The 24434-nt window shown below is 72.5% G+C and carries 13 protein-coding genes and 1 pseudogene; 11 read left to right on the forward strand and 3 right to left on the reverse strand.

Annotated features, from left to right (window positions below; genetic code table 11):
- Positions 1-6: 6 nt before the first annotated feature.
- The 5 genes from ACWDAG_RS11920 to ACWDAG_RS11940 all read left to right on the forward strand — a co-directional run bounded on the left by ACWDAG_RS11920 (position 7) and on the right by ACWDAG_RS11940 (position 12614).
- On the forward strand, positions 7-1608 hold the full coding sequence (locus ACWDAG_RS11920; RefSeq protein WP_450695449.1) for an MFS transporter: 1602 nt from the start codon (positions 7-9) through the stop codon (positions 1606-1608).
- Between the two features lie 190 nt (positions 1609-1798).
- Complete coding sequence (locus tag ACWDAG_RS11925) at positions 1799-2515, forward strand: DUF4232 domain-containing protein (protein WP_450695450.1); 717 nt, start codon at positions 1799-1801, stop codon at positions 2513-2515.
- A gap of 184 nt (positions 2516-2699) precedes the next feature.
- On the forward strand, positions 2700-2834 hold the full coding sequence (locus ACWDAG_RS11930) for a hypothetical protein (RefSeq protein ID WP_450695451.1): 135 nt from the start codon (positions 2700-2702) through the stop codon (positions 2832-2834).
- Positions 2835-2988: 154 nt separating this feature from the next.
- Positions 2989-11097 (forward strand): type I polyketide synthase, encoded by an 8109-nt coding sequence (locus ACWDAG_RS11935; RefSeq protein WP_450695452.1) that lies wholly within the window; start codon positions 2989-2991, stop codon positions 11095-11097.
- A complete protein-coding gene (locus ACWDAG_RS11940) occupies positions 11067-12614 on the forward strand; it encodes a tryptophan 7-halogenase (RefSeq protein WP_450695453.1) in 1548 nt (515 codons plus the stop codon). Before ACWDAG_RS11935 ends, ACWDAG_RS11940 begins: the two co-directional genes overlap by 31 nt.
- Before the next feature lie 105 nt (positions 12615-12719).
- Here ACWDAG_RS11940 and ACWDAG_RS11945 read toward each other — a convergent pair.
- Both ACWDAG_RS11945 and ACWDAG_RS11950 read right to left on the reverse strand, forming a co-directional pair.
- Positions 12720-13202 (reverse strand): annotated as a pseudogene (locus ACWDAG_RS11945) (hypothetical protein); the annotation flags it as partial.
- A gap of 311 nt (positions 13203-13513) precedes the next feature.
- A complete protein-coding gene (locus ACWDAG_RS11950) occupies positions 13514-14689 on the reverse strand; it encodes a cytochrome P450 (RefSeq protein WP_450695454.1) in 1176 nt (391 codons plus the stop codon).
- Positions 14690-14914: 225 nt separating this feature from the next.
- Here ACWDAG_RS11950 and lanKC point away from each other — a divergent pair, with 225 nt between their 5' ends.
- The 4 genes from lanKC to ACWDAG_RS11970 all read left to right on the forward strand — a co-directional run bounded on the left by lanKC (position 14915) and on the right by ACWDAG_RS11970 (position 21444).
- On the forward strand, positions 14915-17530 hold the full coding sequence (lanKC, locus tag ACWDAG_RS11955; RefSeq protein ID WP_450695455.1) for a class III lanthionine synthetase LanKC: 2616 nt from the start codon (positions 14915-14917) through the stop codon (positions 17528-17530).
- A 6-nt stretch (positions 17531-17536) separates the two neighbouring features.
- On the forward strand, positions 17537-17650 hold the full coding sequence (locus ACWDAG_RS11960) for a SapB/AmfS family lanthipeptide (protein WP_450695456.1): 114 nt from the start codon (positions 17537-17539) through the stop codon (positions 17648-17650).
- A 93-nt stretch (positions 17651-17743) separates the two neighbouring features.
- Positions 17744-19474 (forward strand): ABC transporter ATP-binding protein, encoded by a 1731-nt coding sequence (locus ACWDAG_RS11965; protein WP_450695457.1) that lies wholly within the window; start codon positions 17744-17746, stop codon positions 19472-19474.
- Entirely contained in the window at positions 19471-21444 is a 1974-nt protein-coding gene (locus ACWDAG_RS11970) for an ATP-binding cassette domain-containing protein (protein ID WP_450695458.1), read from the forward strand. Before ACWDAG_RS11965 ends, ACWDAG_RS11970 begins: the two co-directional genes overlap by 4 nt.
- A gap of 15 nt (positions 21445-21459) precedes the next feature.
- On the opposite strand, the gene ACWDAG_RS11975 is transcribed toward ACWDAG_RS11970, so the two are convergent.
- A complete protein-coding gene (locus ACWDAG_RS11975) occupies positions 21460-22074 on the reverse strand; it encodes a response regulator transcription factor (RefSeq protein ID WP_450695575.1) in 615 nt (204 codons plus the stop codon).
- A gap of 208 nt (positions 22075-22282) precedes the next feature.
- Here ACWDAG_RS11975 and ACWDAG_RS11980 point away from each other — a divergent pair, with 208 nt between their 5' ends.
- Both ACWDAG_RS11980 and ACWDAG_RS11985 read left to right on the forward strand, forming a co-directional pair.
- Entirely contained in the window at positions 22283-23341 is a 1059-nt protein-coding gene (locus ACWDAG_RS11980) for a right-handed parallel beta-helix repeat-containing protein (RefSeq protein ID WP_450695459.1), read from the forward strand.
- A 48-nt stretch (positions 23342-23389) separates the two neighbouring features.
- Positions 23390-24418 (forward strand): methyltransferase, encoded by a 1029-nt coding sequence (locus ACWDAG_RS11985; protein WP_450695460.1) that lies wholly within the window; start codon positions 23390-23392, stop codon positions 24416-24418.
- The last annotated feature ends 16 nt before the right edge of the window (positions 24419-24434 follow it).

Genomic DNA, 24434 nt, shown 5'->3' on the forward strand with positions numbered 1-24434 from the left:
GCACTCGTGTCCACCGAAACGCGCACCCACACCGGCACCACCGCCGACTCTCAACCATCCGGCGGCCTGCCCGTCGGCACCCTGATCGCCGGCTGCTTCGCGGTCTGTCTGGCACAGATCGCCCTGGCCATGCCGGCCACACTGAACGGGCTCTTCCAGCAGGACCTGCACCCCGTCGGTTCGCAACTGACCTGGATCTCGGATGCGTTCCTGCTGCCCGTCTCCGTACTGGAGCTGACCTTCGGCGTCCTCGGCGACCTCTTCGGCCGCAAGCGGCTGCTGGTCGGCGGCGGTGCGCTGCTGGTGGTCGGCGAGGCGCTGGCCGCCGCCAGCACCGGTATCCACATGCTCTGGGTGGGCCAGGCCATCGCCGGTCTGGGCGCGGCGGCGCTGTTCCCGACGTCGCTCGCGATGATCGCCGCGGGCACCCACTCGGCCAAGGACCGCGCCCGCACCATCACCATCTGGGCGGCGGCCCTGTCCAGCGGCGGTTTCGTCGCCCCGGTCCTGGGCGGCATCACCGGCAACTACGGCTCCTGGCGCTGGGCGTTCATCGTCGTCACGGGCCTGGCCCTGATCAGCACCGTGCTGAGCCAGCTGCTGGCGCACAACTCCAGCGCCCCGGAAGGCCGTTCACTCGACCTGGCCGGCCAGATCACCATCGGCATCGGCATGTTCGCCCTGCTCTACGCGGTGATCCAGGGCCCGGCGGACGGCTGGACCGCGACACCGGTGGTGATCGCGTACGTGGTCGCCGCGCTGTTCATCGGCCTGTTCATCGTGGCCGAAAGCCGGGCCGCCTCCCCTCTGTTGAGGCTCGATCTGTTCAAGAACCGGGCCTTCGCGGTGGCGTCGTTCGTCGCGGTGGTCGGCATGTTCAGCTACCTCGGCACCGCCTACGCGACCAGCATCCGGCTCGGCCCGATCCAGCATCAGAGCCCGCTGCGCGGCTCGTTCGCGTTCATCCTGCTCAACGCCTGGACGCTGCTGCTGATGCCGCTGATCTCCCGGCTGCTGGAGAAGGTCAGCCCGCGCTGGGTGCTCGGCGCCGGTCTCGGGCTGATGGCGACGGGAGACTTCATCGCCGCCACCCTCTCGGTCCACGACCGCGCCCTGACCTCTCTCATCCTCCCCATCGGCCTGGTCGGCATCGGCTTCGCACTCACCGTCTCCTCCATCACCGCGACCGCGGTCAACACGGTGGAGGTCCACTACGCGGGCATGGCCAGCGCATCGACCAGCCTGCTGCGCGACTTCGGCTTCACCCTCGGTCCGGCGGTCATCGGCGCGATCGCGCTGAGCCACGCGGCAGACGAGTTCACCTCGAAGCTGGCCGCCTCCCCTCTGTCCGCCGAGGTCAAGGCGGCGGCAGGGCAGGTGGCGGCCGAGGGCGGCCCGCTCGCCTCCAACTCCGTACCGCCGTCCTCCCCGCCGGGAGGCGCGGTCCCCCTCGCCCTGGAGGCCCTCGGCAACGGGTACGCCATCGGCTACGTGATCTGCGGTCTCTCGGCCCTGGCCTGCTGCCTCCTCAGTGTGATCGCGCTGCGCGGCAAGGGCGACAAGGACGCGACCGTGGGCATCGCGGAGGAGGAGCCCGCGGCCGCCTGACCACCCCTGAGATCCCCGAGCGAGAGGGCGCCGGTCCACTGGCCGGCGCCCTCTCGTCACCGCAGTGTCACAGAAGATCCACACGTGTCACAGCTGATCCACAGAGGAAACCCCCGGTGAGGCAGTCGTGTCTCCTTGGTCGGGCGCCGGCGAAGGACCGGCCCCGCACCATCCGAACTCGGGGGACTCCATGCAGTACGTGAACGGCATCCGCAAGGCCGCACTGGCGATCGCCGCGCTCTCGGCCGCCCTGTCGGTGACCGCGTGTCAGGCCGGCGGCTCCAACGCGGGGGCCGAAACGGCGACGAAGGCCCCGAGCAGCGCGCCGTCCGCCTCCACCACACCGGGCACGACGAGCCCGGAGCCCTCCCACGCGCCCACGACGAAGGCCCCGACGGCGACCGCCTCCCCCATATCCGGGTCCGGGTCCGGGTCCGGGTCCGGTTCCGGGTCCACGGGTACGGCCGTGAAGGCGTGCGCGGCAACCGTCCTGAAGGTGACCGCACACCAGGCCGCCGACCGCCCGGTGGGCACCGGAACCGGAGCGGCGGTGATCGAGTTCACCAATACCTCCGCCAAGCCGTGCATCGTGCAGGGCCATCCCACCGTGGCCGGCGCGGGCAACGGCTCGCCCGAGCACAACGCCCCGCTGAAGGTGACGCCCGTCGGCTCCGCAGCGCCGGTCAAGCTCGCCCCGGGCGCCAAGGCCTCGCTGAAGCTGACCTTCGTCCAGGTGCAGGGCGAGGCGGACGGCTACTGCAAGTCCGGCGCCAAGCCGGTCGCCTACCCCACGCTGGTGGTCGGCCTGCCGGCCTCCGGGGCACACCAGGTCGCCCTGGACGACGGTGTCTTCGCGGAGTGCGACAACACGGTGACCGCCACTGCCGTGACGGCCGCGAAGGCCTGAGCCCACAGGACATTTTCACCATGGACACCGAAGGCGTTCTCCTTCTCCGCAATTCGGTCCGCCTGTCCTGATTTATTGGCTGGTCGGTCACGGGATCCGTGACCGACCGGCCCGCACGACCGAGTTCACCACGGAGAAGGACCAGACTGTGATATCCGACCCGACCGGAAACGATCACCTACCGGTGTACGAAAGCCTGCTCCGTGAGCGCGGCGACGTCGTGGCGGAAGCCCGCGTGGCCGCGGAGCAGATGCAGCACCAGGCACCGCAGACGCAGAGCAGCAACGACTGGGATCCGTCGGACTTCGGCCCGCAGTGAGGGAGGAGCCCCGCCGGTCAGGAAGGGGCTCCTGCTTTGCGCCACCCCGCCGGAACATTCGATCACCCGGCCCTCTGCCCCGTAGGCTCAACGTCATTGACCTGCAAGGGGATTGACGGCGGCCGTGCCGAGCACGCGCCGGAGGGGCAGGAACATGACGCACGACGGGCTGATCCGGCCGCTGCCGGAGCTGCTGAAGGCGCACGCGTGGGAGGCACCGTCACGTGTGGCGTTCGCCGACGACGTGCGTGTCCTCACCTACGCGGAGTTGGAGCGGCGCACCGGGCGACTCGCCGCGCACCTGGCCCGGACCGGCCTGGGGCGGGGCGAGCGGGTCGCGATCTGCCTGGGCAACTGTGTGGAGACGGTGGAGAGTGTGCTGGCCGCCGTCAGGGCGGGAGCGGTCGGGGTGCCGCTCAATCCCCGGTCCTCGGACGCCGAACTCGCCCATTTCCTCAAGGACAGCGGCGCCTCGGTACTGGTCACCGACCCCGCGCACCTGGCCCGCCTGCACCGCCTGGGTCCCGGACACCGCCTTCCACGCATCCTGCTGACCGGCCCCGGGCCGATACCCGAGGACGCCCCCGACGGAACGGTCCTCTTCGACGCCATCGCCGCCGAGCCCTCGCCCGCCGGGCCGCGGGACGACCTCGGGCTCGACGAGCCCGCCTGGATGCTCTACACCTCCGGCACCACACACCGCCCCAAGGGCGTGCTGTCCACCCAGCGCGCCGCCCTGTGGTCGGCGGCAGCCTGTTACGCCCCGCTCTTCGGGCTCTCCGCCACGGACCGGCTGCTGTGGCCACTGCCGCTGTTCCACAGCTTCGGGCACTCCCTCGCCGTCCTGGGTGTCACCGCGGTCGGCGCGAGCGCCAGGATCACCGGCGAACTCCTCCCGCCCGGAGGCCTGTTGCGGGAGCTGCACACACCGCGCGAGAACCTGGGCGGCCCCTACACCGTCCTGGCCGGGGTGCCCGCCACCTACCACCAGCTGCTGGCCTCCGCCCAGGAGGAGCCCTCCTCGACCCCGCCGGGACTGCGGACCTGCATCGTGGCGGGCGCCCCGAGCGGACCCGCCCTGCGCCGGGCGGTGGAGAACCTGTTGGGGGCACAACTCCTCGATGCGTACGGCAGCACCGAGACCTGCGGCATGATCGCGGTGAACCGTCCGGACGGCCCGCGGGTCGACGGTTCCTGCGGTCCGCCGGTGCCGGGCATGGAGGTGCGTGTCGTCGATCCCGGCTCCGGCAACGATGTCGCGGACGGCGGCGAGGGCGAGCTGTGGGTGCGCGGCCCGAGCCTGATGACCGGCTACCACAACCGGCCGCAGGAGACCGAGGCCGCGCTGCGGGACGGCTGGTACCGCACCGGGGACCTCGGCCGACGTGTCGCACACGGCCATCTCACCCTCACCGGCCGGGTCAGCGAGCTGATCATCCGCGGTGGGGAGAACATTCACCCCACGGAGATCGAAGAGGCGCTGCTGCGCTGCCCCGGCGTGCGGGACGCGGTCGTCGTGGGCGCCCCGCACACCGTCCTCGGCGAGGTCCCGATGGCCTACGTCGTCCCGGGACCGGAAGGGTTCGACCCACGGCAGGTCCTGGACGCGTGCCGGAGCCGGCTGGCCGAGTACAAGGTGCCCGTCGAGATCCGCGAGATCGCGGCCGTACCGCGCACGGCGTCCGGCAAGATCGCCCGCCACGCGGTCGTCACGGGAGCAGCCCCGCCCGCCCCGTCCTCCGCCACGGCCGCCGCGGGAGCCCTGCGGCAGCGGCTGCTGTCCCTGCCGGCCGAGGGGCGCGAGCGGGCGCTGCGCGAGGCGGTACTCGCGGAGACGGCCGCGGTCTGCGACAGCGGACCGTATGAACGCCTCGATGCGGACGGCCCGTTCACGGACCTCGGCCTGACCTCCGTGGGCGCCGTCACGCTCGTCGAACGGCTCGGCGAGGCGACCGGACTGCGGCTGCCCTCGACGCTGGTCTTCGACCAGCCCACACCGGCCGCGCTGGCCCGGCACCTGCACGGCACCCTCTTCACCCCGGACACCACGACCGTGCGGCCCTCCGCAGCGGGTGCGAGCACGGACGATCCCGTGGTGATCGTCGCCATGGGCTGCCGCCTGCCCGGCGACGTCGATTCCCCCGAGGACCTGTGGCGGCTGGTGTCGGAGGGCGGGGACGCGACCTCAGACTTCCCGACCGACCGGGGCTGGGACCTGGCCGCCCTCTACGATCCCGACCCCGACCGGATCGGCACCTCGTACACGCGCCGGGGCGGATTCCTGCACCGGGCCGCGGAGTTCGACGCGGGACTGTTCGGGATCTCGCCGCGCGAGGCGCTGGCCATGGATCCCCAGCAGCGGCTGCTGCTGGAGACGTCGTGGGAGGTGTGGGAGCGGGCGGGCATCGACCCGGCCGCGATCCGTGAGAGCGACACCGGCGTGTTCGTGGGCGTGATGCACGGCGACTACTCCGCCCGCTTCACCACCCACGAACTGGAGGCCCATCTGGGCCTGGGCTCCTCCGGCAGCGTGGCCTCGGGTCGGATCTCGTACGTGTACGGTCTGCGCGGGCCCTCGATCACCGTCGACACCGCGTGCTCCTCCTCGCTGGTGGCGCTGCACTGGGCGGCGAAGGCGCTGCGTTCCGGGGAGTGTTCACTCGCTCTGGCGGGCGGGGTCACGGTGATGGCGACGCCCAAACCGTTCACGGCGTTCAGCCGTCAGCGCGGTCTGGCGCCCGACGGCCGCTGCAAGTCGTTCTCGGCCGCGGCGGACGGCACCGCCTGGGCCGAGGGCGCGGGCCTGGTGCTGCTGGAGCGGCTGTCCGACGCCCGCCGCCACGGTCACCCGGTGCTGGCCGTGCTGCGCGGCTCCGCGGTCAACTCCGACGGCGCGTCCAACGGGCTGACGGCCCCCAACGGTCAGGCCCAACAGCGGCTGATCACACGGGCGTTGGCCGACGCCGGACTCCGCCCCGAGGACGTGGACGCCGTGGAGGCGCACGGCACGGGCACCACGCTCGGTGATCCTCTGGAGGCACGGGCGCTGCTGGCCACCTACGGCCAGGGGCGGCCCGAGGACCGGCCACCGCTCTGGCTCGGCTCGGTCAAGTCCAACCTCGGGCACACCCAGGCGGCCGCCGGAGTGGCCGGGGTCATCAAGATGGTGCAGGCCCTGCACCACGAGGAACTCCCCCGCTCCCTGCACGCGCAGACCCCGACACCGCACGTCGACTGGTCCACCGGCCGGGTGCGGCTGCTGACCGAGGCCCGCCCGTGGCCTGCGACGGACAGCAGGCTGCGCCGAGCGGGTGTGTCGGCCTTCGGCATCGGCGGCACGAACGCCCACGTGATCCTGGAGGAGCCCAAGCGCTCCGCGGAAAGTGCCACGATTGGCCGTCGATCGCCTGCGGGTACGTCGTGGCTGGTCGCTCCCCCACTCTCGGCTTCGTTCGATCGGGGGGACCCCCATCGCGGCGAAGCCGCACATGAAAGCAGCCCCCTGCCCCTTCAAGGCGCTGCCGAACCGCCGATGCCTTGGTTGCTCTCCGGTGCCGACGAGGCAGCCTTGCGGGCCCAGGCCCGCCGCCTCGCGGACCACCTGACCGCCCGCCCCGACCTCTCCGCGGCCGACGTCGGCGTCTCCCTGGCCGTGTCCAGGACGGCGCTCGCCCACCGGGCGATGGTGCCGGCCGACGACCGAACGCGGATGCTCGCGGCCCTCGATGCGCTCGCCGAGGGCGTCGACGGCATCGGCTCGATGCGAGCCGTCGCCGCCCCGGGCCTGCGCATGGCCTTCCTGTTCACCGGCCAAGGCGCCCAACGCGTCCGCATGGGCGCGGAGTTGCGCACCGCGTTCCCCGCCTTCGCCACCGCCTTCGACGAGGTCTGCCGGGAGCTCGACGGCCACCTCGAAGTGCCGCTGGGTCAGGTGCTGTCCGCGGAGCGGGGCTCGCCCGAGGCCGCACTGCTCGACCGTACGGACTTCACGCAGGCCGGACTGTTCGCCTTCGAGGTGGCGCTGTTCCGGCTGCTGGAGTCCTGGGGCGTGCGGGCCGACTTCCTGACCGGTCACTCCGTGGGGGAACTGGCGGCGGCCCATGTCGCCGGAGTGCTGGATCTGCCCGACGCGGCGCGACTGGTGGCCGCCCGCGGCCGGTTGATGCAGGCCCTGCCCGCCGACGGGGCGATGATGGCCCTGCACGCGACGGAGGAGGAGGTCCTCGCGGCGCTCGAGAACGCCGGTGACCGGGTGGCGATCGCCTCCCTCAACGGACCGCGCTCGGTGGTGATCTCCGGCGTACGGGAGACGGTTCTCGCCGTCGCGGCCGGGTTCGAGGCCCGCGGCCGCAGGACCGTACGCCTTCGGGTCGCCCACGCCTTCCACTCGCCGCTGGTGGAGCCGATGCTCGACGACTTCCGCCAAGTCGCCGAGGGGCTGGTCTTCCGGCCGCCACGGATACCCGTGGTCTCGGCGGTGACGGGCCGTCCGGTCAAGGCCGGGGAGCTGTGTACCCCGGAGTACTGGGTACGGCACGCCCGCCTGCCGGTGCGGTTCGCCGATGCCCTGGGGTGGCTCGGCGACAACGGCGTCTCGGCGTTCCTGGAGATCGGCCCCGGTCCCGTGCTGACGGCGGCGGCCGAGGAATGTCTGACCGGCCCGGACGGCGAGGGCCCCTTGTGCATCACGGCCACCCGCGGCGGCGAACACGAGCCGCAGACCCTGCTGACCGCCGTGGCCCGCCTCCATGTGCGCGGGGCGCAGGTCGACTGGCCCGCGGTGTTCGCGGACAGCGGGGCACGCCGGGTGGACCTGCCGACGTACGCCTTCCAGCGCCGCCGGTACTGGCTGGACGCGCCGCGCACGCAGGGCCCCGTTCCGGCCGCCCACGAACACCCGCTGCTGGGACCGGCGTTCACCGTGCCGGACACCGACCGCACGGTGTTCTCCGGCCTGCTCTCCCCCGCCACGCACCCATGGCTCACCGACCATGTGATCGCCGGGTCGGCCCTCGTCCCCGCGACGGTGTTCGTGGAGCTGGCCGTACAGGCGGGCCAGGAGACGGGCTGCGGCGCTCTCGACGAACTCGTGGTCGTGGCTCCCCTGGCCCTCGCCCCGGACACGGGGGTGCGCGTCCAAATCGTCGTAGGAAAGCCGGACGAGTCCGCCCGACGGCCGTTCGACGTCTACGCCCGCCCCGACGGGGACGGGGAGCCCGCCTGGACCCGGCATGCCACCGGGCTGCTCGGCCCGGGTCCCGGGGAGGCTCCGCCGCCGGACCCGGAACTCACGGCATGGCCCCCGCAGGGCGCCGCCGGGGTCGACCTCACGGACGCCTACGACGGGCTCGCGGAGGGCGGCCTCGCCTACGGGCCGTCCTTCCGGGGCGTACGGGCGGTGTGGCGACGCGGGGACGAACTGTTCGCGGAAGTCCGGCTGTCCGACGGGGAGTTGACCGGCGCCGACCGCTTCGGCATCCACCCGGCCATGCTCGACGCGGCACTGCACGCACCGCTGCTGGCGGGCTCCGCGGGCGAGGCGGAGGCTCTCCGGGTGCCGTTCGCATGGACCGGTGTGCGGCTGTACGCGGCGGGCGCATCGGAGGTACGCGTGCGCGTCGCCCCGACCGGAGCGGACGCGCTCTCGGTGACGCTGGCCGACCCGGCAGGCCGCGCGGTGGCACGAGTGGATTCCCTCGTCACCCGGCAGCTCCCGGTCCCGACGGACGAACTCGACGTGGCCCGGCAGGCCCTGTGGCGCCCTGCCTGGACCCCCGTCGAACCGCCCGACGGCGAACGGGGCACCACGGGACGCTGGGCGCTGCTCGGCCCGGACGAGCTGGACCTGCACACGCTGCTCCCCGAAGTCGTGGACACCGCCGCACACGAACCGGACACCGTCGTCCTCACGGCCGTCGGCCCGGCGGCGGATCCCGACCCGCTGCCCGCCGTGCACGCACTGACGGCGAGGGTGCTGCGCACGCTGCAGGACTGGCAGGACGACCCTCGAACGGCAGGCTCCCGCCTGGTGGTGCTGACGCGGAACGCCACCGCACCGGACCCGGACCTGGCCGGTGCCGCGGTGTGGGGGCTGGTGCGCACGGCCCAGTCCGAGATCCCGGGGCGCATCACCCTCGTCGATGTGGACGGACGACCGGAGTCGCTACGGCTCCTGCCGACGGCCGTGGCCACCGGACAGCCCCAACTGTCCGCCTCTTCCGGCCGGTTGAGCGCGCCGCGACTGGTCCGTGCCACCGGCACCGCGACGGCGGACACCCCTCGCTGGGCCGGCACCGTCCTGGTCACCGGCGGCACCGGCGCCCTGGGCGCGGAGCTCGCCCGCCATCTCGTCACCTCGTACGGCGTACGGCACCTGCTGCTCACCGGGCGCCGGGGGCCGCAGGCGCCCGGCGCCCGGGAGCTGCGCGCCGGGCTGGAGGAGTTGGGCGCCGAGGTGCGGATCGCGGCCTGCGACGCGTCCGATCGTGCCGCACTCGCCGAGGTGATCAACAGCTGTGCGCCCGCGTTGACCGCCGTGGTGCATGCCGCCGGGGTGCTGGACGACGGGGTACTGACCGCGCTGAGTCCCGAGCGGATGGCCGCGGTGCTGCGGCCGAAGGCGGACGCGGCCTGGCATCTGCACGAGCTGACACGGGACCTGGATCTGTCGGCGTTCGTCCTGTTCTCCTCGGTGTCCGGGCTGCTGGGTCGCGCGGGCCAGGGCAACTACGCGGCGGCCAACTCCTTCCTGGACGCCCTGGCCCGCCACCGCACCCGGATCGGGCTGCCGGCCGTGTCCCTGGCGTGGGGGCCGTGGGAGACCGCAAGAGGTATGGCCGGTACCCAGCAGCGGGGAGGTGACGTGCTCCGGCCGCTGTCCACGGCGCAGGGGCTGGCCCTGTTCGATGCGGCGCTCCGCGAAGGCGAGCCCGTGCCGGCGCCCGTTCTGCTGGATCGGGCGGCCCTCCGAGCCGCCCCAGAGCCGCTGCCGCCGCTCCTGCGTGGGCTGGTGCGCCCTCGTACGCCTGCCGTCGAGAAGGCCCGGCCCGGCCCGGAGCAGGTGTGGGAGCCGGGAGCATGGCGGCAGGTGCTGGCCGAGCTCCCCGCCGGTCAACGGGAAGGCAGGCTCACGGAGTTGATGAGCGCCGACGTGGCGGCGGTGCTCGGATACCCGGACGCCGACGCGCTCCCGGCCGGCAGGTCCTTCGCCGAGATGGGCTTCGACTCGCTGATGGCGGTGCAGGTCCGCAACCGGCTGAGCATGGCGCTGCGACTGCGGCTCTCGGCCGCCGTGGTGTTCGAGCATCCGACGGCTCAGGGGCTGGCCCGTCACATCCTCGGCCTGCTGGAGGACGACCTACCGGCGACGGCGCCCGACACCGCGGGGGCACCGGACCCGCGGCCCGCGCAGACCCTGTCCTCGCTCTACCGTCGGGTCTGCGAGGCCGGTCAGGTGGTCGCCGCGATGCAGATGCTGGTCACGGCGTCCTGGGCCGTTCCGACGTTCGACCCGGCCGAGAGCCGGCAACGCGCGATCCCGCCGGTGCGGCGCGCCACCGACGCCGGGGACGGCGGCCCGGTGCTCGTGTTCTTCACCGGCACCCACCCGACGTTCGGCGCGCCGGGCGGGGAGTTCGCTCGCTTCCACGGTCTTCTTCAAGGGGAGATGGACGTCTTCGAGTTCCCGCACCCGGGCATCGATGCGGGCGGCGCGGTGCCGGCCGACCGGGAGACACTGGCCCTCACGCACGCCGAGTCGGTGCTGCGGCACGTGGGCGGCAGACCCTTCGTGGTCGTCGGCGTCAGCACCGGGGGTGCCGTGGCCCACGCCGTGACCCGGCGGCTCGAAGCGATGGGGGCCGCTCCCCTCGGGCAGGCACTGCTGGACACGTACCTCGTCGACGACGGCAACAGCGACAAGGACTGGCTGCTGTCGCTCCCCGCGGTCATCGCGCCGCGTCTGGGCGGCACCGAGTTCGGCGGGGACGAGGACGCGGGCGTTGCGGCCCTGGGGGCGTACACCCGCATGTTCCTGGGCTGGGACCCCGAACCGGTCGACACCCCGACCCTGCTGGTGAGGGCGACCGAGCCCACCGCCGAGATGGCGGCGAGCGCGGGCCCGGACGAGTGGCGGACGTCCTGGCCACTGCCGCACACCCAGGTCGACGTACCCGGCGACCACTTCTCGTTCATGCAGGAGCACGCTCCGACCACCGTGGCGGCCGTCCGCGCATGGATCGACTCCCTAGGAGAAGCACAGTGACTGTTGCACAACCCACCGTTGATCACGGGGCAGTCGAGGAGTTCGATGTGATCGTCGTGGGCGGCGGTCCGGCCGGGTCGACCGCCGCCACCGCTGTCGCCCTGCGCGGCCACCGCGTCCTGCTCCTGGAACAGCAGACGTTCCCCCGCTACCAGATCGGCGAGTCGCTGCTGCCGTCCACCGTGCACGGTGTGTGCCGCATCCTGGGCGTCGAGGACGAGGTCGCGCGGGCGGGCTTCAAACTGAAGCGCGGCGGGACGTTCCGCTGGGGCCGGAACCGGGATCCGTGGCAGTTCTCCTTCGCTCTTTCTCCCCTGCTGGCCGACCCGACCTCGTTCGCCTACCAGGTCGAGCGGTCGCGGTTCGACGCGATCCTGCTGGCGGGCGCCCGCCGGGTCGGCGTCGACGTTCGGGAGAACTGCCGCGTCAAGGGCGTGCTCGCCGACGAGGAGCGGGTGCGGGGCGTCAGCTGGAGCGGCTCCGGCGGCGGACTCCGCGAGGCCCGGGCCCGCTATGTCGTGGACGCCTCCGGCAACGGCAGCCGGATCCACACCGAGGTCGGCGGCAGCCGGACGTACTCCGACTTCTTCCGCAACATCGCGGTCTTCGGCTACTTCGCCGGGGGCAAGCGGCTCCCGAAGCCCAACGACGGCAACATCTTCTGCGCCGCCTTCGACGAGGGCTGGATCTGGTACATCCCGCTCCGCGACGACCTCACGAGTGTGGGGGCCGTGGTGAGCCGGGAGAACGCCGCCGCGATCCAGCGCGATCCGGTGGCGGCCTGGCGCCGGCTGATCGACTCCTGTCCCGAGGTCCGCGACCTCCTCCAAGGGGTTCCGCAGGCCACCGAGATGCCCTACGACCAGGTCCGCGTCCGCAAGGACTGGTCGTACTGGAAGTCCCGGCTGTGGCGGCCCGGCATGGTGCTGGCCGGTGACGCGGCGTGCTTCGTCGACCCGGTGCTCTCCTCCGGCGTGCACCTCGCCACGTACGGGGCCCTGCTCGCGGCCCGGTCCATCAACAGCGGCCTCGCGGGGACGCTGGACGAGCGTCGCCTGTTCGACGAGTTCGAGGCCCGCTACCGGCACGAGTACAGCCTGTTCTACGAGTTCCTGGTCTCCTTCTACGACATGCACGAGGACGAGCGTTCGTACTTCTGGAAGGCCCGCAAGGTCACCAACGTGGGCGCGACGGAACTGGAGGCGTTCGTGGAACTGGTGGGCGGCCTGGCCTCCGGCGACGCCGCCTTCGGCGGGCTCGGGGAGGCGGAGGCCCGGCTGACGACGGCCTCCTCGGAGCTCGGCTCGGCGGTGGGCCGGCTGCCGGACTCCGACGGCCTGCGCAACCCCCTCTTCGAGTCCGCCACCATCCGTGAGGTGTTCCAGGAGGGTGCGGTTCTGCAGGAACGAGGCGTGTTCGGCGGGCCGTTGGAGGAGGAGACGCCGGTGCGGCCGGGCGGGCTGGTGGCGTCGGAGGACGGGCTCACATGGGTGGACCCCGCCGGGCCACGGCCCTGAGGCTCGCCACCGGCCTCCGGACCGTCGGGTGGCGGTACGGCTCCCGCAGCCGCGGGCGCGCAGGGCGGCACCGATACGGACGGCGAACAGGGAGTTGCCGCCGAGCTCGAAGAAGTCCTCGTCCGGGGCCACGGGCATGCCCAGCACGTCGCTCCAGATCTCCGTCAGGCTTGCGGTGAGGTCGTCGAAGGCGGGTGCGCCTGGGGCCGGCTCACGCTTCGGCGGGCGGGAGGCGGCGGGTTCGGGGAGCATGTACTCGGGCAGGATTCCGGCGCCCCGCTCGCGGACTCCCGCGGGGTCGCCACCGGGCGCCAGGGGCACGTAGGCGTCGATCCTGGCCGTGGCGGCACCTGCCGTCTCGCCGCGGCGAACCAGGACGGCCGCCGTGCGCGCGTCGGTCTGTCGGCTGTCGCGGGGCGCTCTCCGACCGTTGCGCCCGCCGGCTGAGCGCGATCCCCGGCTGCCGCCCCACGAGCGGGCCGACGACTTCGTGTTGGTCGGGCGCGACGAGGCCGAGGAGTTGGGGGCACCGCGCGCCCGGATGACATCGAGGGCACTGCTCAGCTCCGCGCCAGTCGTGGTCGTCATGGACGCCGAGCACGGGGCGACGTCGTGTGCGGAGAATGTGCGGACGACCGTGCCCTCGCTGCCCCCCAAGGCGGTCGAACCGGTCGGCACGGGACGCGTTCGCGGTCGGCTGTCCGGCCAGTGTGCTGGAGGGCCGCGCCGACGCCTCCGGCTGCGCCGCGGATGCTCCGGTCGTGCCGCCGCGCGAGAGGATCGACCGGCACCTGGCCCTTCCTCTCCGCGAGGGCACGTGCGGTGTGTGCCGGTTCGGAGGTCGCCACAACGCGCCCCACTGCCATCGACCGTGACGCGACAACGGCCGCAACTGCCGCTCAGCGAGGGCTGTCCCACTGCACATGCAGGGTGGGGGGCTTGCGGAAGACCAGGCCGTACGGGGCTGCGGGGCGGTCCGGGGCGAGGCGCAGGGCGGGGAGGCGTTCGAGGAGGCGTTGGAGGGCGATGCGGGTCTCCAGGCGGGCCAGGTGGGCGGCGATGCAGTGGTGCGGGCCGTGGGCGAAGGCCAGTTGGAGGCGGGCGTTCTCGCGGCGGACGTCGAAGAGGTCCGGGTCGGGGAAGACGACAGGGTCGCGGTTGGCGCCGGCCAGGGAGACGGTCACCAGATCGCCCCGGCGGATGGTGGCCGGGCCCAGTGCGGTGTCACATGTCGCGTAGCGGTCCACGACGGCGGCGCCGGGTTCCAGGCGCAGCGACTCCTCGATGGCACCGTCCAGCAGCTCGAAGTCACCGCGTACGAGGGCGAGTTGACCCGGGTGGCTCAGCAGGTGCAACAGCGCATTGGTGATCATCGCCTCGGTGGTCTCGATGCCTCCGAACATCAGGACCGCGGCGTTGGAAGCCACCTCGGGCAGGGCCAGGCGCCCGGCGGCGGAGACCAGCAGCGAGGAACTGCCCCGGTCGGCAACGGTGTTCTCCACGGCGGCCCGCAGCTCCGCGTACGCGGCCGCTCCGGCGGGCCCCGCCTCGTGTCCGGCGGTGATGTCCGAGACCGACCGCACGATGGAGTCGTACCAGGAAAGCACCGTGTCCGTGCCGGCACCGGCCAGCCCGAGCGCCTCGGTCACGACGGCGACCGCGAGCGGTCCGGCGAAGGCGCGTCGCAGTTCGGCGGCCCCGGCCGGCTCGAGCGCGGTGATGAGTCGGTCGGTCTCCTGCTCGATGAAGGAGGCGAAGCCGTCGCGTACCTGCCGCGGGCGGAAGGGGGCGTTGAAGGGCTCGCGGTGGCGGGTGTGCTGCTCCCCGTCCAGCGACAGCATGCTCGGCCCGACGACCTGCGCGGTGGAGAACCGGGGATCGTCGACGGTGAAGGTCGCGGCGTCCCGCATCACGTGCAGCGCGAGATCGCGTCGGGTCACCAGCCAGCCGCCCAGCTCCGGCAGCCAGGACACGGGCTCGCGCGCCCGCAGCTGCGCCAGCCGGGGATGCGGGTCCCGGGCGAGTTCGTCGAGCGTGGTGGCGGCACCGAGCGGGAAGGAGTCGGTGACGTTCATCGTGCGGGACCGTTGCGCATGGCGGGAAACACACGCCCTCTCGGGAGGTTCGGATACTCCTGCGGCCGTGATTATCCCCGCCCATGGGTGTGCGTTCGTCACGGGTGCCCCGGGTGAATCCCACGCTCGTCAGGTGACAGACGCACGATGTCCCCGCCTGCGCCTTCTGCCATGGTGGGACGTGAGAGGCACCAGGGAGGCGGACTGAAACCCTTGGAGACTCCCGTGGACAAGCGGTATGAGGTCTACTGCCTCACGGACGCCCATTTCTACGACGCACCGCATCACGGCCGGACGCGTGGCCGCTTCCGGCAGGCCGGCCTTCGGCTCCCCGACTCGTGGGCGCGCGAGGAGCTCGGCGACTGGGTCGTGTGCCGTCCCACCGGCAGCGTGCTCCCCCGGCAGGGCTGGAAGATCCACGTCTCGGCGTGTCCGGACAACGCGCAGTCGATCCTGGACGAGGTGTGGGACTACTGCGTCCCGCGCCGTATCGCCTTCAAGTTCCTGCCCGGCATGGACGCACTGTTCCTCGCCAACGCGAAGTACGCCCACCGTGGCTCCAGCGGCAAGTTCGTGACCGTCTACCCCGTGGACGAGGCCGAGTGCGAGCGCATCCTCACCGAGCTGGGCGGACTGCTCGACGGCCGGCAGGGCCCGTACATCCTCAGCGACCTGCGCTGGGGGGACGGTCCGCTGTACGTCAGGTACGGGGCCTTCGCCGAGCGGTACTGCGTATCGGCGGACGGCGTGCTGGAGGAAGCGGTGGAGGATCCCTCCGGGCGTCTGGTACCCGATGTGCGCGGCCCGACCTTCCGGGTGCCGGAGTGGGTGCGGCTGCCCGAATTCCTCGAACCCCACCTGGCCGAGAGTCGGCGGACCACCGTGGCCGAGCTTCCCTACCGGATCGAGAAGGCCTTGCACTTCTCCAACGCCGGCGGAGTGTACGCAGCGGTGGACACGCGCACGGACGAACGTGTCGTTCTCAAGGAGGGGCGGCCGTACGCGGGTCTCACACCCGACGGTGCGGACGCCGTCACCCGCCTCAAGCGCGAGCGCGAAGCCCTGGAACGGCTACGCGGCCTGCCCTGTGTCCCCGCGCTCCACGATCACTTCGAACTGGGCGGTCACCACTTCCTGGTGGAGGAATTCGTCGAGGGGACGCCCCTGCACACAGCGTTCGTCGACCGCTACCCTCTGGCCACCACCCTGGTCCCGGACCCGGCGGCCTTCGTCGACCACACCTCCTGGGCACTCGACGTGCTGACGAAGGTGGAGGACGCTGTCACGGCGGTCCACGAGCGGGGCATCGTGCTCGGCGACGTGCACATGTTCAACATCCTGGTCCGCCCCGACGGCAATGTGGTCCTGATCGACTTCGAGGGCGCGTCGGATGTGGCGGACGCGCGACATCAGATCCTTGCCGCCCCGGGCTTCCTCGCCCCGCGAGGGGTCACCGGCTTCGACATCGACCGGTACGCCCTGGCCTGCCTGCGGCTCTCGCTGTTCATGCCGCTGACGGGCCTGGTCGATCTGGACCGGGGCAAGGCGGGACAGCTTGCCAGGGAGGCCGCGCGGCTGTTCCCGGTCCCCCGGGCGTTCCTCGACGACGCCGTTCGCACGGTCACCGGCGACGGGGGGATGACCGCCGGCGCGGACCGCGAGCCCCGGCTGGACCCCGACCACCCTGGCTGGCTGCACGCCCGGGAGTCCATAGCCGCCGCGATCCTGGCCTCCGCCACGCCCGACCGCCACGACCGGCTCTTCCCGGGAGACATCGAGCAGTTCATCCTCCCCGGCAGCGGCCTCGACCTGGCCCACGGAGCGGCGGGCGTGCTGTACGCGCTGGACGTGACGGGCGCAGGACGCCACCCGGACCACGAGGAGTGGCTGATCCGGCACGCGCTCCACCCGGAATCAGGCACCCGCCTCGGCTTCTACGAAGGCCTGCACGGCATCGCGTACGTTCTGGAGCGCCTCGGGCACCATGAGGAGGCCGCCAAGGTCCTCGACATGTGTCTGGGCGAACACTGGGAGATCCTCGCCCTCGACCTCAAGGGCGGCCTGTCCGGCATCGGGCTCAACCTGCTGCACTTCGCCACCACCACCGGCGACGCCGTCTGCCGCGACGCCGCCCACCGCGTGGCGGAGATCGTCGCGGACCGCCTGGGCCCCGCGGACGGCGTGCCTCAGACCAGCGGTGGCGCCCACCCGAGAGCGGGGCTGATGTACGGATCGTCGGGTCCCGCGCTGATGTTCCTGCGTCTGTACGAGCAGTACGGCGACCCGGCGCACCTCGACCTGGCGGCCACCGCCCTGCGCCAGGACCTCCGCCGCTGCATCGTGCGCGACGAGGGGTCGATGGAGGTGAACGAGGGCTGGCGCACCATGCCCTATCTCGCCGACGGAAGCGTGGGCATCGGCATGGTCCTCGACGACTACCTGGCCCATCGCGGGGACGAGGACTTCTCAGCCGCCGCCGACGCGATCCGCAAGGCCGCCAGTGCATCCTTCTACCTAGAGCCCGGGCTCTTCGACGGCATCGCCGGAATGATTCTCCACCTCAGCCGTGCCCACCCACCCGGCACGGCCGCGACACGAGACCCCGTGATCGCGGAGCATGTGCGCAGCCTGGCCCGCCACGCGTGTCTGCTCGACGGCCGACTGGCCTTCCCCGGCGAGGAGTTGATGCGGCTGTCCATGGACCTGGCCACCGGCGGTGCCGGCGTCCTCCTCGCCCTGGGCGCCGCCTTCCACTCCCGGCCTGCCGGACTGCCGTTCCTGACGCCGGACCTGACCACACATGAGACCCCCCGTCCCCACCGCGAACAAGAGAGGAGGTGAGGACATATGTCGCTCCTCGAACTGCAGGGTCTGACCATCGAGTCGGAAACCGGTCTGCGTCCGGGCCCCAGCCGGGCAAGCAAGGGTTGCTTCAGCGGCCTCAGCGTCGCGCTGTGCTAGGAGCTCGCCTCTGAATCACCATGGCGGGGGCACTTCGAGTGCCCCCGCCCCCTGTCTCCGGAACCGTCCGACGACGGCAGACGGGAGCGGCCGATGGACCGACGTGCGGCGGACCGACTGCTGCTGACGGCGGTGCGGCGGGGCGGCACCTGGGGCGGCGTCCTGGCCGCCACTTCTCTTGTGCTCGCCGGGGTCTACGTCGTCCTGCCCGCCGTGATGGGCCGCACGGTCGACGCCGTGCTGGGGCGTGGTGACGCCCCCCTGTGGCTGACCCTGTCCGCCGTCGCCGTCACGCTCCTCGTGGTGTGCGACGCGGCGGACGACTACGCGGGCGCCGTCGCCAACTCCCGCTGCACCGCATGGCTGCGGCACACCCTGCTGGGGCACGTCCTCGACCTGGGCAGCCGTGCCACCCGCCGCCACACCCCCGGTGACCTGGTCACGCGCCTGGTGAGCAACACCGCCCGGACCGGCAGCGCCCCCTCGGGCCTGGTGTGGGCGGTGACCGAGGTACTCCCCCCGGTCGGCGCGGTGGTGGCCCTGGCCCTCATCGACCCCTGGCTGTGCCTGACGTTTCTCGCCGGGCTGCCGGTGGTCGTCCTGGTGGTGCGGGCCTTCGTCCGTGACGTCTCCGACGTCAACGACCGCTACTTCGCCACCCAGGGCCGTATCGCCGCCCGGCTCGTCGACGCCCTCACCGGCATCCGCTCCATCACCGCCGCCGGGACCACGGCCCGGGAGGCCGAGCGGATCCTGCAGCCGCTGCCGGAGCTGCACCGCCACGGCATGGGGATGTGGCGGGCGTACGCCCGGGTCTCCGGGCGGGACGCGGCGGTCGTCCCCCTGCTGGAGGTCGCCGTGCTGGCGGTGGCCGGCCTGGAGCTCGCCCGGGGCCGCATCACACCGGGTCAGACGCTTGCCGCGAGCGAGTACGTACTGCTGGCCACGGGCGTGAGTTCGCTGGTGGCCTCGGCGCACCGGCTCACCTTCGCACGCGCCACGGCGGGGCGGGTCGCCGAGGTCCTGGCGGAACCCGCCGTCGTGTACGGCACCGCGCGCCTGCCGGACGGGGGCGGCGGCCGGCTGGAGTTCCGCCGGGTGACCGTCCGCACGCCGGAGGGCGAGAAGGTGCTGGACGGGGTCGACCTGGCCCCGCCGCCCGGCCTGCTGACGGCCGTCGTGGGCCGGTCGGGATCCGGCAAGTCGCTGCTCGCCGCGCTGGCCGGGAGGCTGGCCGATCCGGACGAGGGCGAGGTACTGCTCGACGGTGTGCCGCTGCGTGACGTGGACCGCGCGGCGCTGCGGCGGGCCGTGGCGTACGGCTTCGACCGGCCGGTGCTGCTGGGCGAGACCTACGCCGACGCGATCGCCTTCGGGGCCCGCGACCCCGCGCAGGCCGAGGTGCCGGCGGCGGCGACCGCCGCGCGCGCCGACACCTTCCTCCAGACCCTGCCCGAGGGGTACGGCACCCGGCCGACCACCGCCCCGCTGTCCGGTGGGGAGACCCAACGGGTGGGCCTGGCACGCGCGTTCGTCCAGGCGGGCCCGGCCGGTCGTCTCCTGGTGCTCGACGACGTGACGGCCGGCCTCGACACCGTCACCGAGCACCACATCGGCAAGGTGCTCACCGGGTCCGGGCGGCTCGCCCGCCGTACCCGGCTCGTGGTGACCCACCGTGCTTCCACCGCGGCCCGTGCGGACCACGTCGTCTGGCTCGACGCGGGCCGCGTCCGCGGACAGGGCACCCACCGAGCGCTGTGGGCGGACCCGGGGTACCGGGCCGTCTTCCGTCCGGAGCCGACGCCCGACCGGGGGTCGCGATGAACCGGGCGGCCCACGGCCTGCTTCGCTCCGCTCTCCGCGCCCGGCGCCGGGAGTTCGTGCGGCTCACCGGCTGGTCGCTGGTCCAGGCGGTGCCCGCGCTGCTGTCCGGCTGGCTGGTCGCCCGGGCCCTCGACGACGGCTTCCTGGCCGGCCGCGGCGCCCAGGGCCTCGGCTGGCTGGGACTGCTGGCCTGCACCGTCCTGCTCGGTGCCTGGGGCACCCGGCAGGCCACCCTCCAACTGGCCGACGTCGTCGAACCGTTCCGCGACGACCTGGTCACCCTCGTCACCACGGGCACGCTGCAGCGCTCCGCCCGCCTGACCGGACCGGCCGACACATCGGGCGTGGCGCGGCTGACCGAACAGGTCGAGATCGCCCGCGAGTCGTACGGGGCGATCGTGATGTTCGTGCAGACCTTCTCGGTCACCGCGGTGAGCGTGCTGCTCGGGCTGGTCGTACTCGATCCCGCCCTGCTGCTGTTCGTGCTGCCGCCCCTCGCGGCCGGGCTGGCACTCTTCCTGCTGGCCCTGCGCGCGATGGCCGCCCGGCAGCGGGCCGTCGTGCTGGCCGACGAGGCCATCGCCGAGCAGGTGGGCGCGGTGGCCGACGGGCTGCGGGACGTCACGGCCTGCGGCGCCGAGGACGTCGTACGCGCTCGGGTCGGCGCCCGCATCGACGCGGCGGCGGGCGCGGCCCGCGCCCTGGCCCGGCTCACCGCCGTACGGACCGCCGCCCTGGGCGTCGGCGGCTGGCTCCCGATCGTGCTGATCCTCGTCGGAACGCCGTGGCTGGTCCACGGCGGCATGACGACCGGCGCCATCCTGGGCGCCCTGACCTACGTCTCCCAGTCCCTGCAACCGGCCCTACGAGGCTTCGTCCAGGGCCTCGGCGGCAGCGGCCTGTGGCTCCTGGTCACCCTGACCCGAATCCTGGAATCATCCACCCCGACGGAAACAGGCCCCCCAGCCGATACCGGCCCGGGCAACACCCCGACTGCGGCCCACACTTCGGCGAGGCGCAGGGCGTCAGGCATGGTGACGGGCGGGCCCGAGGGGCCCCCGTCAAAGCGCCGAACCGCCGGTCTGCTCCCCACAGCAATGTCGGGCGAGCCCAAAGACCCACCACACCTGGAGAGCGGCGCCACGCCGGACGGGTCCCGGTCTGCCGCTGCCGCCCGCTCCACCCTGGCATCGCAGCCCCTCGACGGGCGTCTGGAGTTGCGCGGGGTCACCTTTGGGTACGCCCGTTCCGCCGAACCGGTCGTCCGGGATCTCGACCTCGTTCTCGCGGCGGGCACGCACCTGGCGGTCGTGGGCCCCAGTGGGGCGGGCAAGTCGACGCTGGCCGCGCTCGTCGCGGGGGTGCTCGAACCGCGCGCCGGCCGGATCCGGCTGGGGGGTGTGCCGGTGCGGGAGCTGGATCGGGACCGGCTGTCGCGGTGCCGTGTGCTGATCCCGCAGGAGGCCTACGTTTTCGCCGGCACCCTGCGCGAGAATCTCGCCTATCTTCACCCCGCGGCCACCGGGTCCGAGCTGGACGCGGCGGTCCGCGCCATCGGTGCGCAGGCGCTCGTCCGGCGTCTCGGCGGCTATGACGCGATCGTGGATCCGGCCGTGCTCTCGGCGGGTGAGCGGCAGCTGCTCGCCTTGGTCCGGGCCCTGCTGCCGTCGGCCCGGCTGGTCCTGCTGGACGAGGCCACCTGCCACCTCGACCCGGCAGCGGAGGCGGTCGCCGAACGGGCCTTCGCCCGCCGCCCGGCCACCCTGATCGTGTGCGCCCACCGGATCAGTTCCGCGCTGCGCGCCGACCTCGTCCTCGTCATGGACGGCTCGGGCTGCCGCCTCGGCACTCACGACCAGCTGATGGCTGACTGCGCCCTCTACCGCGACCTGATCGGCCACTGGGACGGACGAGCGGACGAGGCGCAACCGGTCGTCGGCGGCGCACTCGCCCACCGGAAAGCCATGTGAGCCGGACGGCCGCGGCTACAGCCATCCCGACTGCCGGGCGATGCGGATCGCGTCGATGCGGTTGCGCGCACCGGTCTTCCTGGAGACCGCGTTGAGATGGTTGCGGACCGTTCCCACCGACAGCGACAGCCGCTCGGCGATCTCCCGCGTCGGTGTGCCGTCCGCCGCCAGCCGCAGCACCTCGATCTCCCTGGGGGTCAGCGGGCTCCTGGCCGAGGAGAGCGCCAGCAGTGCCAGCTCCGGGTCGATGAACCGCCCGCCCGCCGCCACCTTGCGCACGCCCTCCGTCAGAAAGTTGCTGGGGCTGTTCCGGCCGATGAGTCCCGCGACGGGCTGAGCCAGCGCCTGACGCAGATACTCGGGCGTCGCCGTGCCGGCCACCAGCAGGATCCGGCACTCCGGAAGCCGCTCGCTCAGCTCCTGCGAGGTGCCCAGCGCCCCGTCCTCGACGGCGCCATTGCCGTCACAGTCGATGACGACGACATCGGGCCGGTACGACAGCGCCCGTGTGATGGCCTGCCCGCACCCCGGTGCCGCTGCGACCACCTCGATGTCCTCCTCACGTGTCAGCAGGGCAGCCAGTGCCCCGCGCACCAGGTCGGTCTCCTCGACGAGAAGCACACGGATCAACATCGCTCCCGCCCGGCCCGCAGCGGCCTGCTCGTGCGACACGCCCCGGAAACTCCGAAGGCGCTGTACGAAGTATCTCCGGTTATCGCCCGGTTTGACGGACGGCACCCCGCCCCGAGCCCGCGTCAGGCTCAGGGGGCGCGCGGGACACGCCGCCGAATGGCCCATCCAGCAGGTAAACCGCCTATCAGGTCATAGCGTTCGCGGTATGAAGAAATACCGCATTGCGTACATGATGTGCACCACCGTGGTGGTCGGGGCCGGGCTGGGTGCCGCTCCGCCGGCTGCCCGTCATGCGTTCCATGTGGTCATGCCGGGCCAGTCGATCCAGAAGGCGGTGGACGCGGCCGAGCCCGGAGACACCGTTCTCGTCGCCCCCGGCACGTTCCACGAGAGCGTGAAGGTGACCACGCCCGGGCTGACTTTGCGGGGCATGGGGCGCAGCACAGTGATCGAACCGAGCACGAAGAAGGCCGCGAACAGCTGTGCGGAGGGCGGCAACGGCATCTGTGTCGTGGGCACGAAGAACCGCAACGTCGAGGGCGTGACCGTTGCTTCGCTGACCGTCACCGGCTTCGCCAGGACCGGGGTGTTCGCCATGGCGACCGACCGGCTGGTCGTGCGGAACGTGACCGCCGCGAGAAACGGTGTGTGGGGCATCGCCCAGGAGCGCTCGGTCCGCTCGCTGATCCGGGACAACAGCGCCCTGAACAACGGCGACGCGGGCGTCTTCCTCGCCAACACCATCCAGGAGGAGGCGGGCGCCACGGACACCGGGGGCACGCTGATCGACCACAACCGGCTGGAGGGCAACCGGATCGGCCTGACCGTGCGGCGGCTGCGGAACCTCACCGTCGCAGGCAACCGCCTCACCGCCAACTGCGCCGCGGTGTTCGTCGTCGGTGACGAGAACAAGCCGAAGGCAGGCGCGCTGACGGTGCGCGACAACCTCGTCGTACGCAACAACAAGTCGTGCCCGAAGACAGCACGGCTGGACGCCCTGCAGGGCTCCGGCATCGTCCTGACCGGCGCCGAGGACACCTTGGTGACACGGAACGTGGTCAGGGACAACGTCGGCAACTCGCCGCTGTCGGGCGGCATCGTCCTGTTCAAGAGCTTTGTGGCCGTCACCAGCGACCGCAACCGGATCAGCGACAACGTGGTCGAGGGCAACTCCCCGGCGGACCTCATCAACGCCGACCACGGCACGGGAAACACCTTCGAACGCAACTCCTGCCGGGCCTCCCAGCCCGCGGGACTGTGCTGACCCGCAGGTCATGGCCCGTCTGCGGACCCAGAAGGAAGGAAGCGGCACATGACGACCGCACAGACAGCCCCACCGCCGTCCATGCGGCTGAGGGAGCTCGCGTTCGCGGCGGCATGTGCCGCCGCCCTCCGGGCGGCCGCCCGGCTGGGAGTCCCCGACGCCCTCGGTGACCACCCCATGACCGCGGAGGACCTGGCGGCGGCGGTGAAGGCGGAGGCCGGGCCGCTACGAAGGCTGCTGCGCACCCTCTCCTGCTACGGCGTCTTCGAGGAACTGCCGGACGGGACCTTCGCCCACACCGATGTCTCCCGGCTGCTGCGCGAGGACGATCCGGGCAGCCTGCGCGCCATCTCGCTGTGGTGCACCGAGCCGTGGACCTGGGACGCCTGGCCGAGGCTCGACGAGGCGGTGCGCACCGGGCGCAATGTCGTCGAGGACCTGTACGGCAAGGAGTTCTTCCCCTACCTGAACGAGGACGCCCCGGAGTCCGCCGACGTCTTCAACCGGGCCATGACGACGTCCAGCGTGCAGTCGGCGCGGGACGTGGCCGACTTCCTCGACCTGTCGGGGAGTTCCTCGGTAGCCGATCTCGGCGGCGGCCAGGGGCATGTGGTGGTGAGCCTGCTCGACAAGTACCCCTCGCTGCACGGCAGTCTGCTCGACCTTCCGCGGGTGGTGGAGAACGCGCTGCCGAGGCTGCGGCCGGGCGGTGACCTCGCGGACCGCGCCTGTGTCGTGCCCGGCGACGTCCGGGTGTCCGTCCCGGTCGCCGCGGACGTCTACATCATCAAGAACATCCTGGAGTGGGACGACGACAGCACCGCCCGGACGCTGCGCAACGTCCGTGCGGCGGGTGGCCCGGGGGCCAGGGTCGTGGTCATCGAGAACCTCGTCGACGACTCGCCCTCGATGCGCTTCAGCACCGCGATGGACCTGCTGCTGCTCCTGAACGTCGGCGGGGCGAAGCACACCACCGACAGCATGGTCGGCCGGCTGACCGAGGCGGGGCTGGTCATCGACGACATCCGCCCGGTCAACCCCTATCTGCACGCGTTCGACTGTCACGTCCCGGGCTGATCGGGCCCCCGAAGAC

It is taken from the genome of Streptomyces sp. NPDC001157 (genome assembly GCF_053598255.1).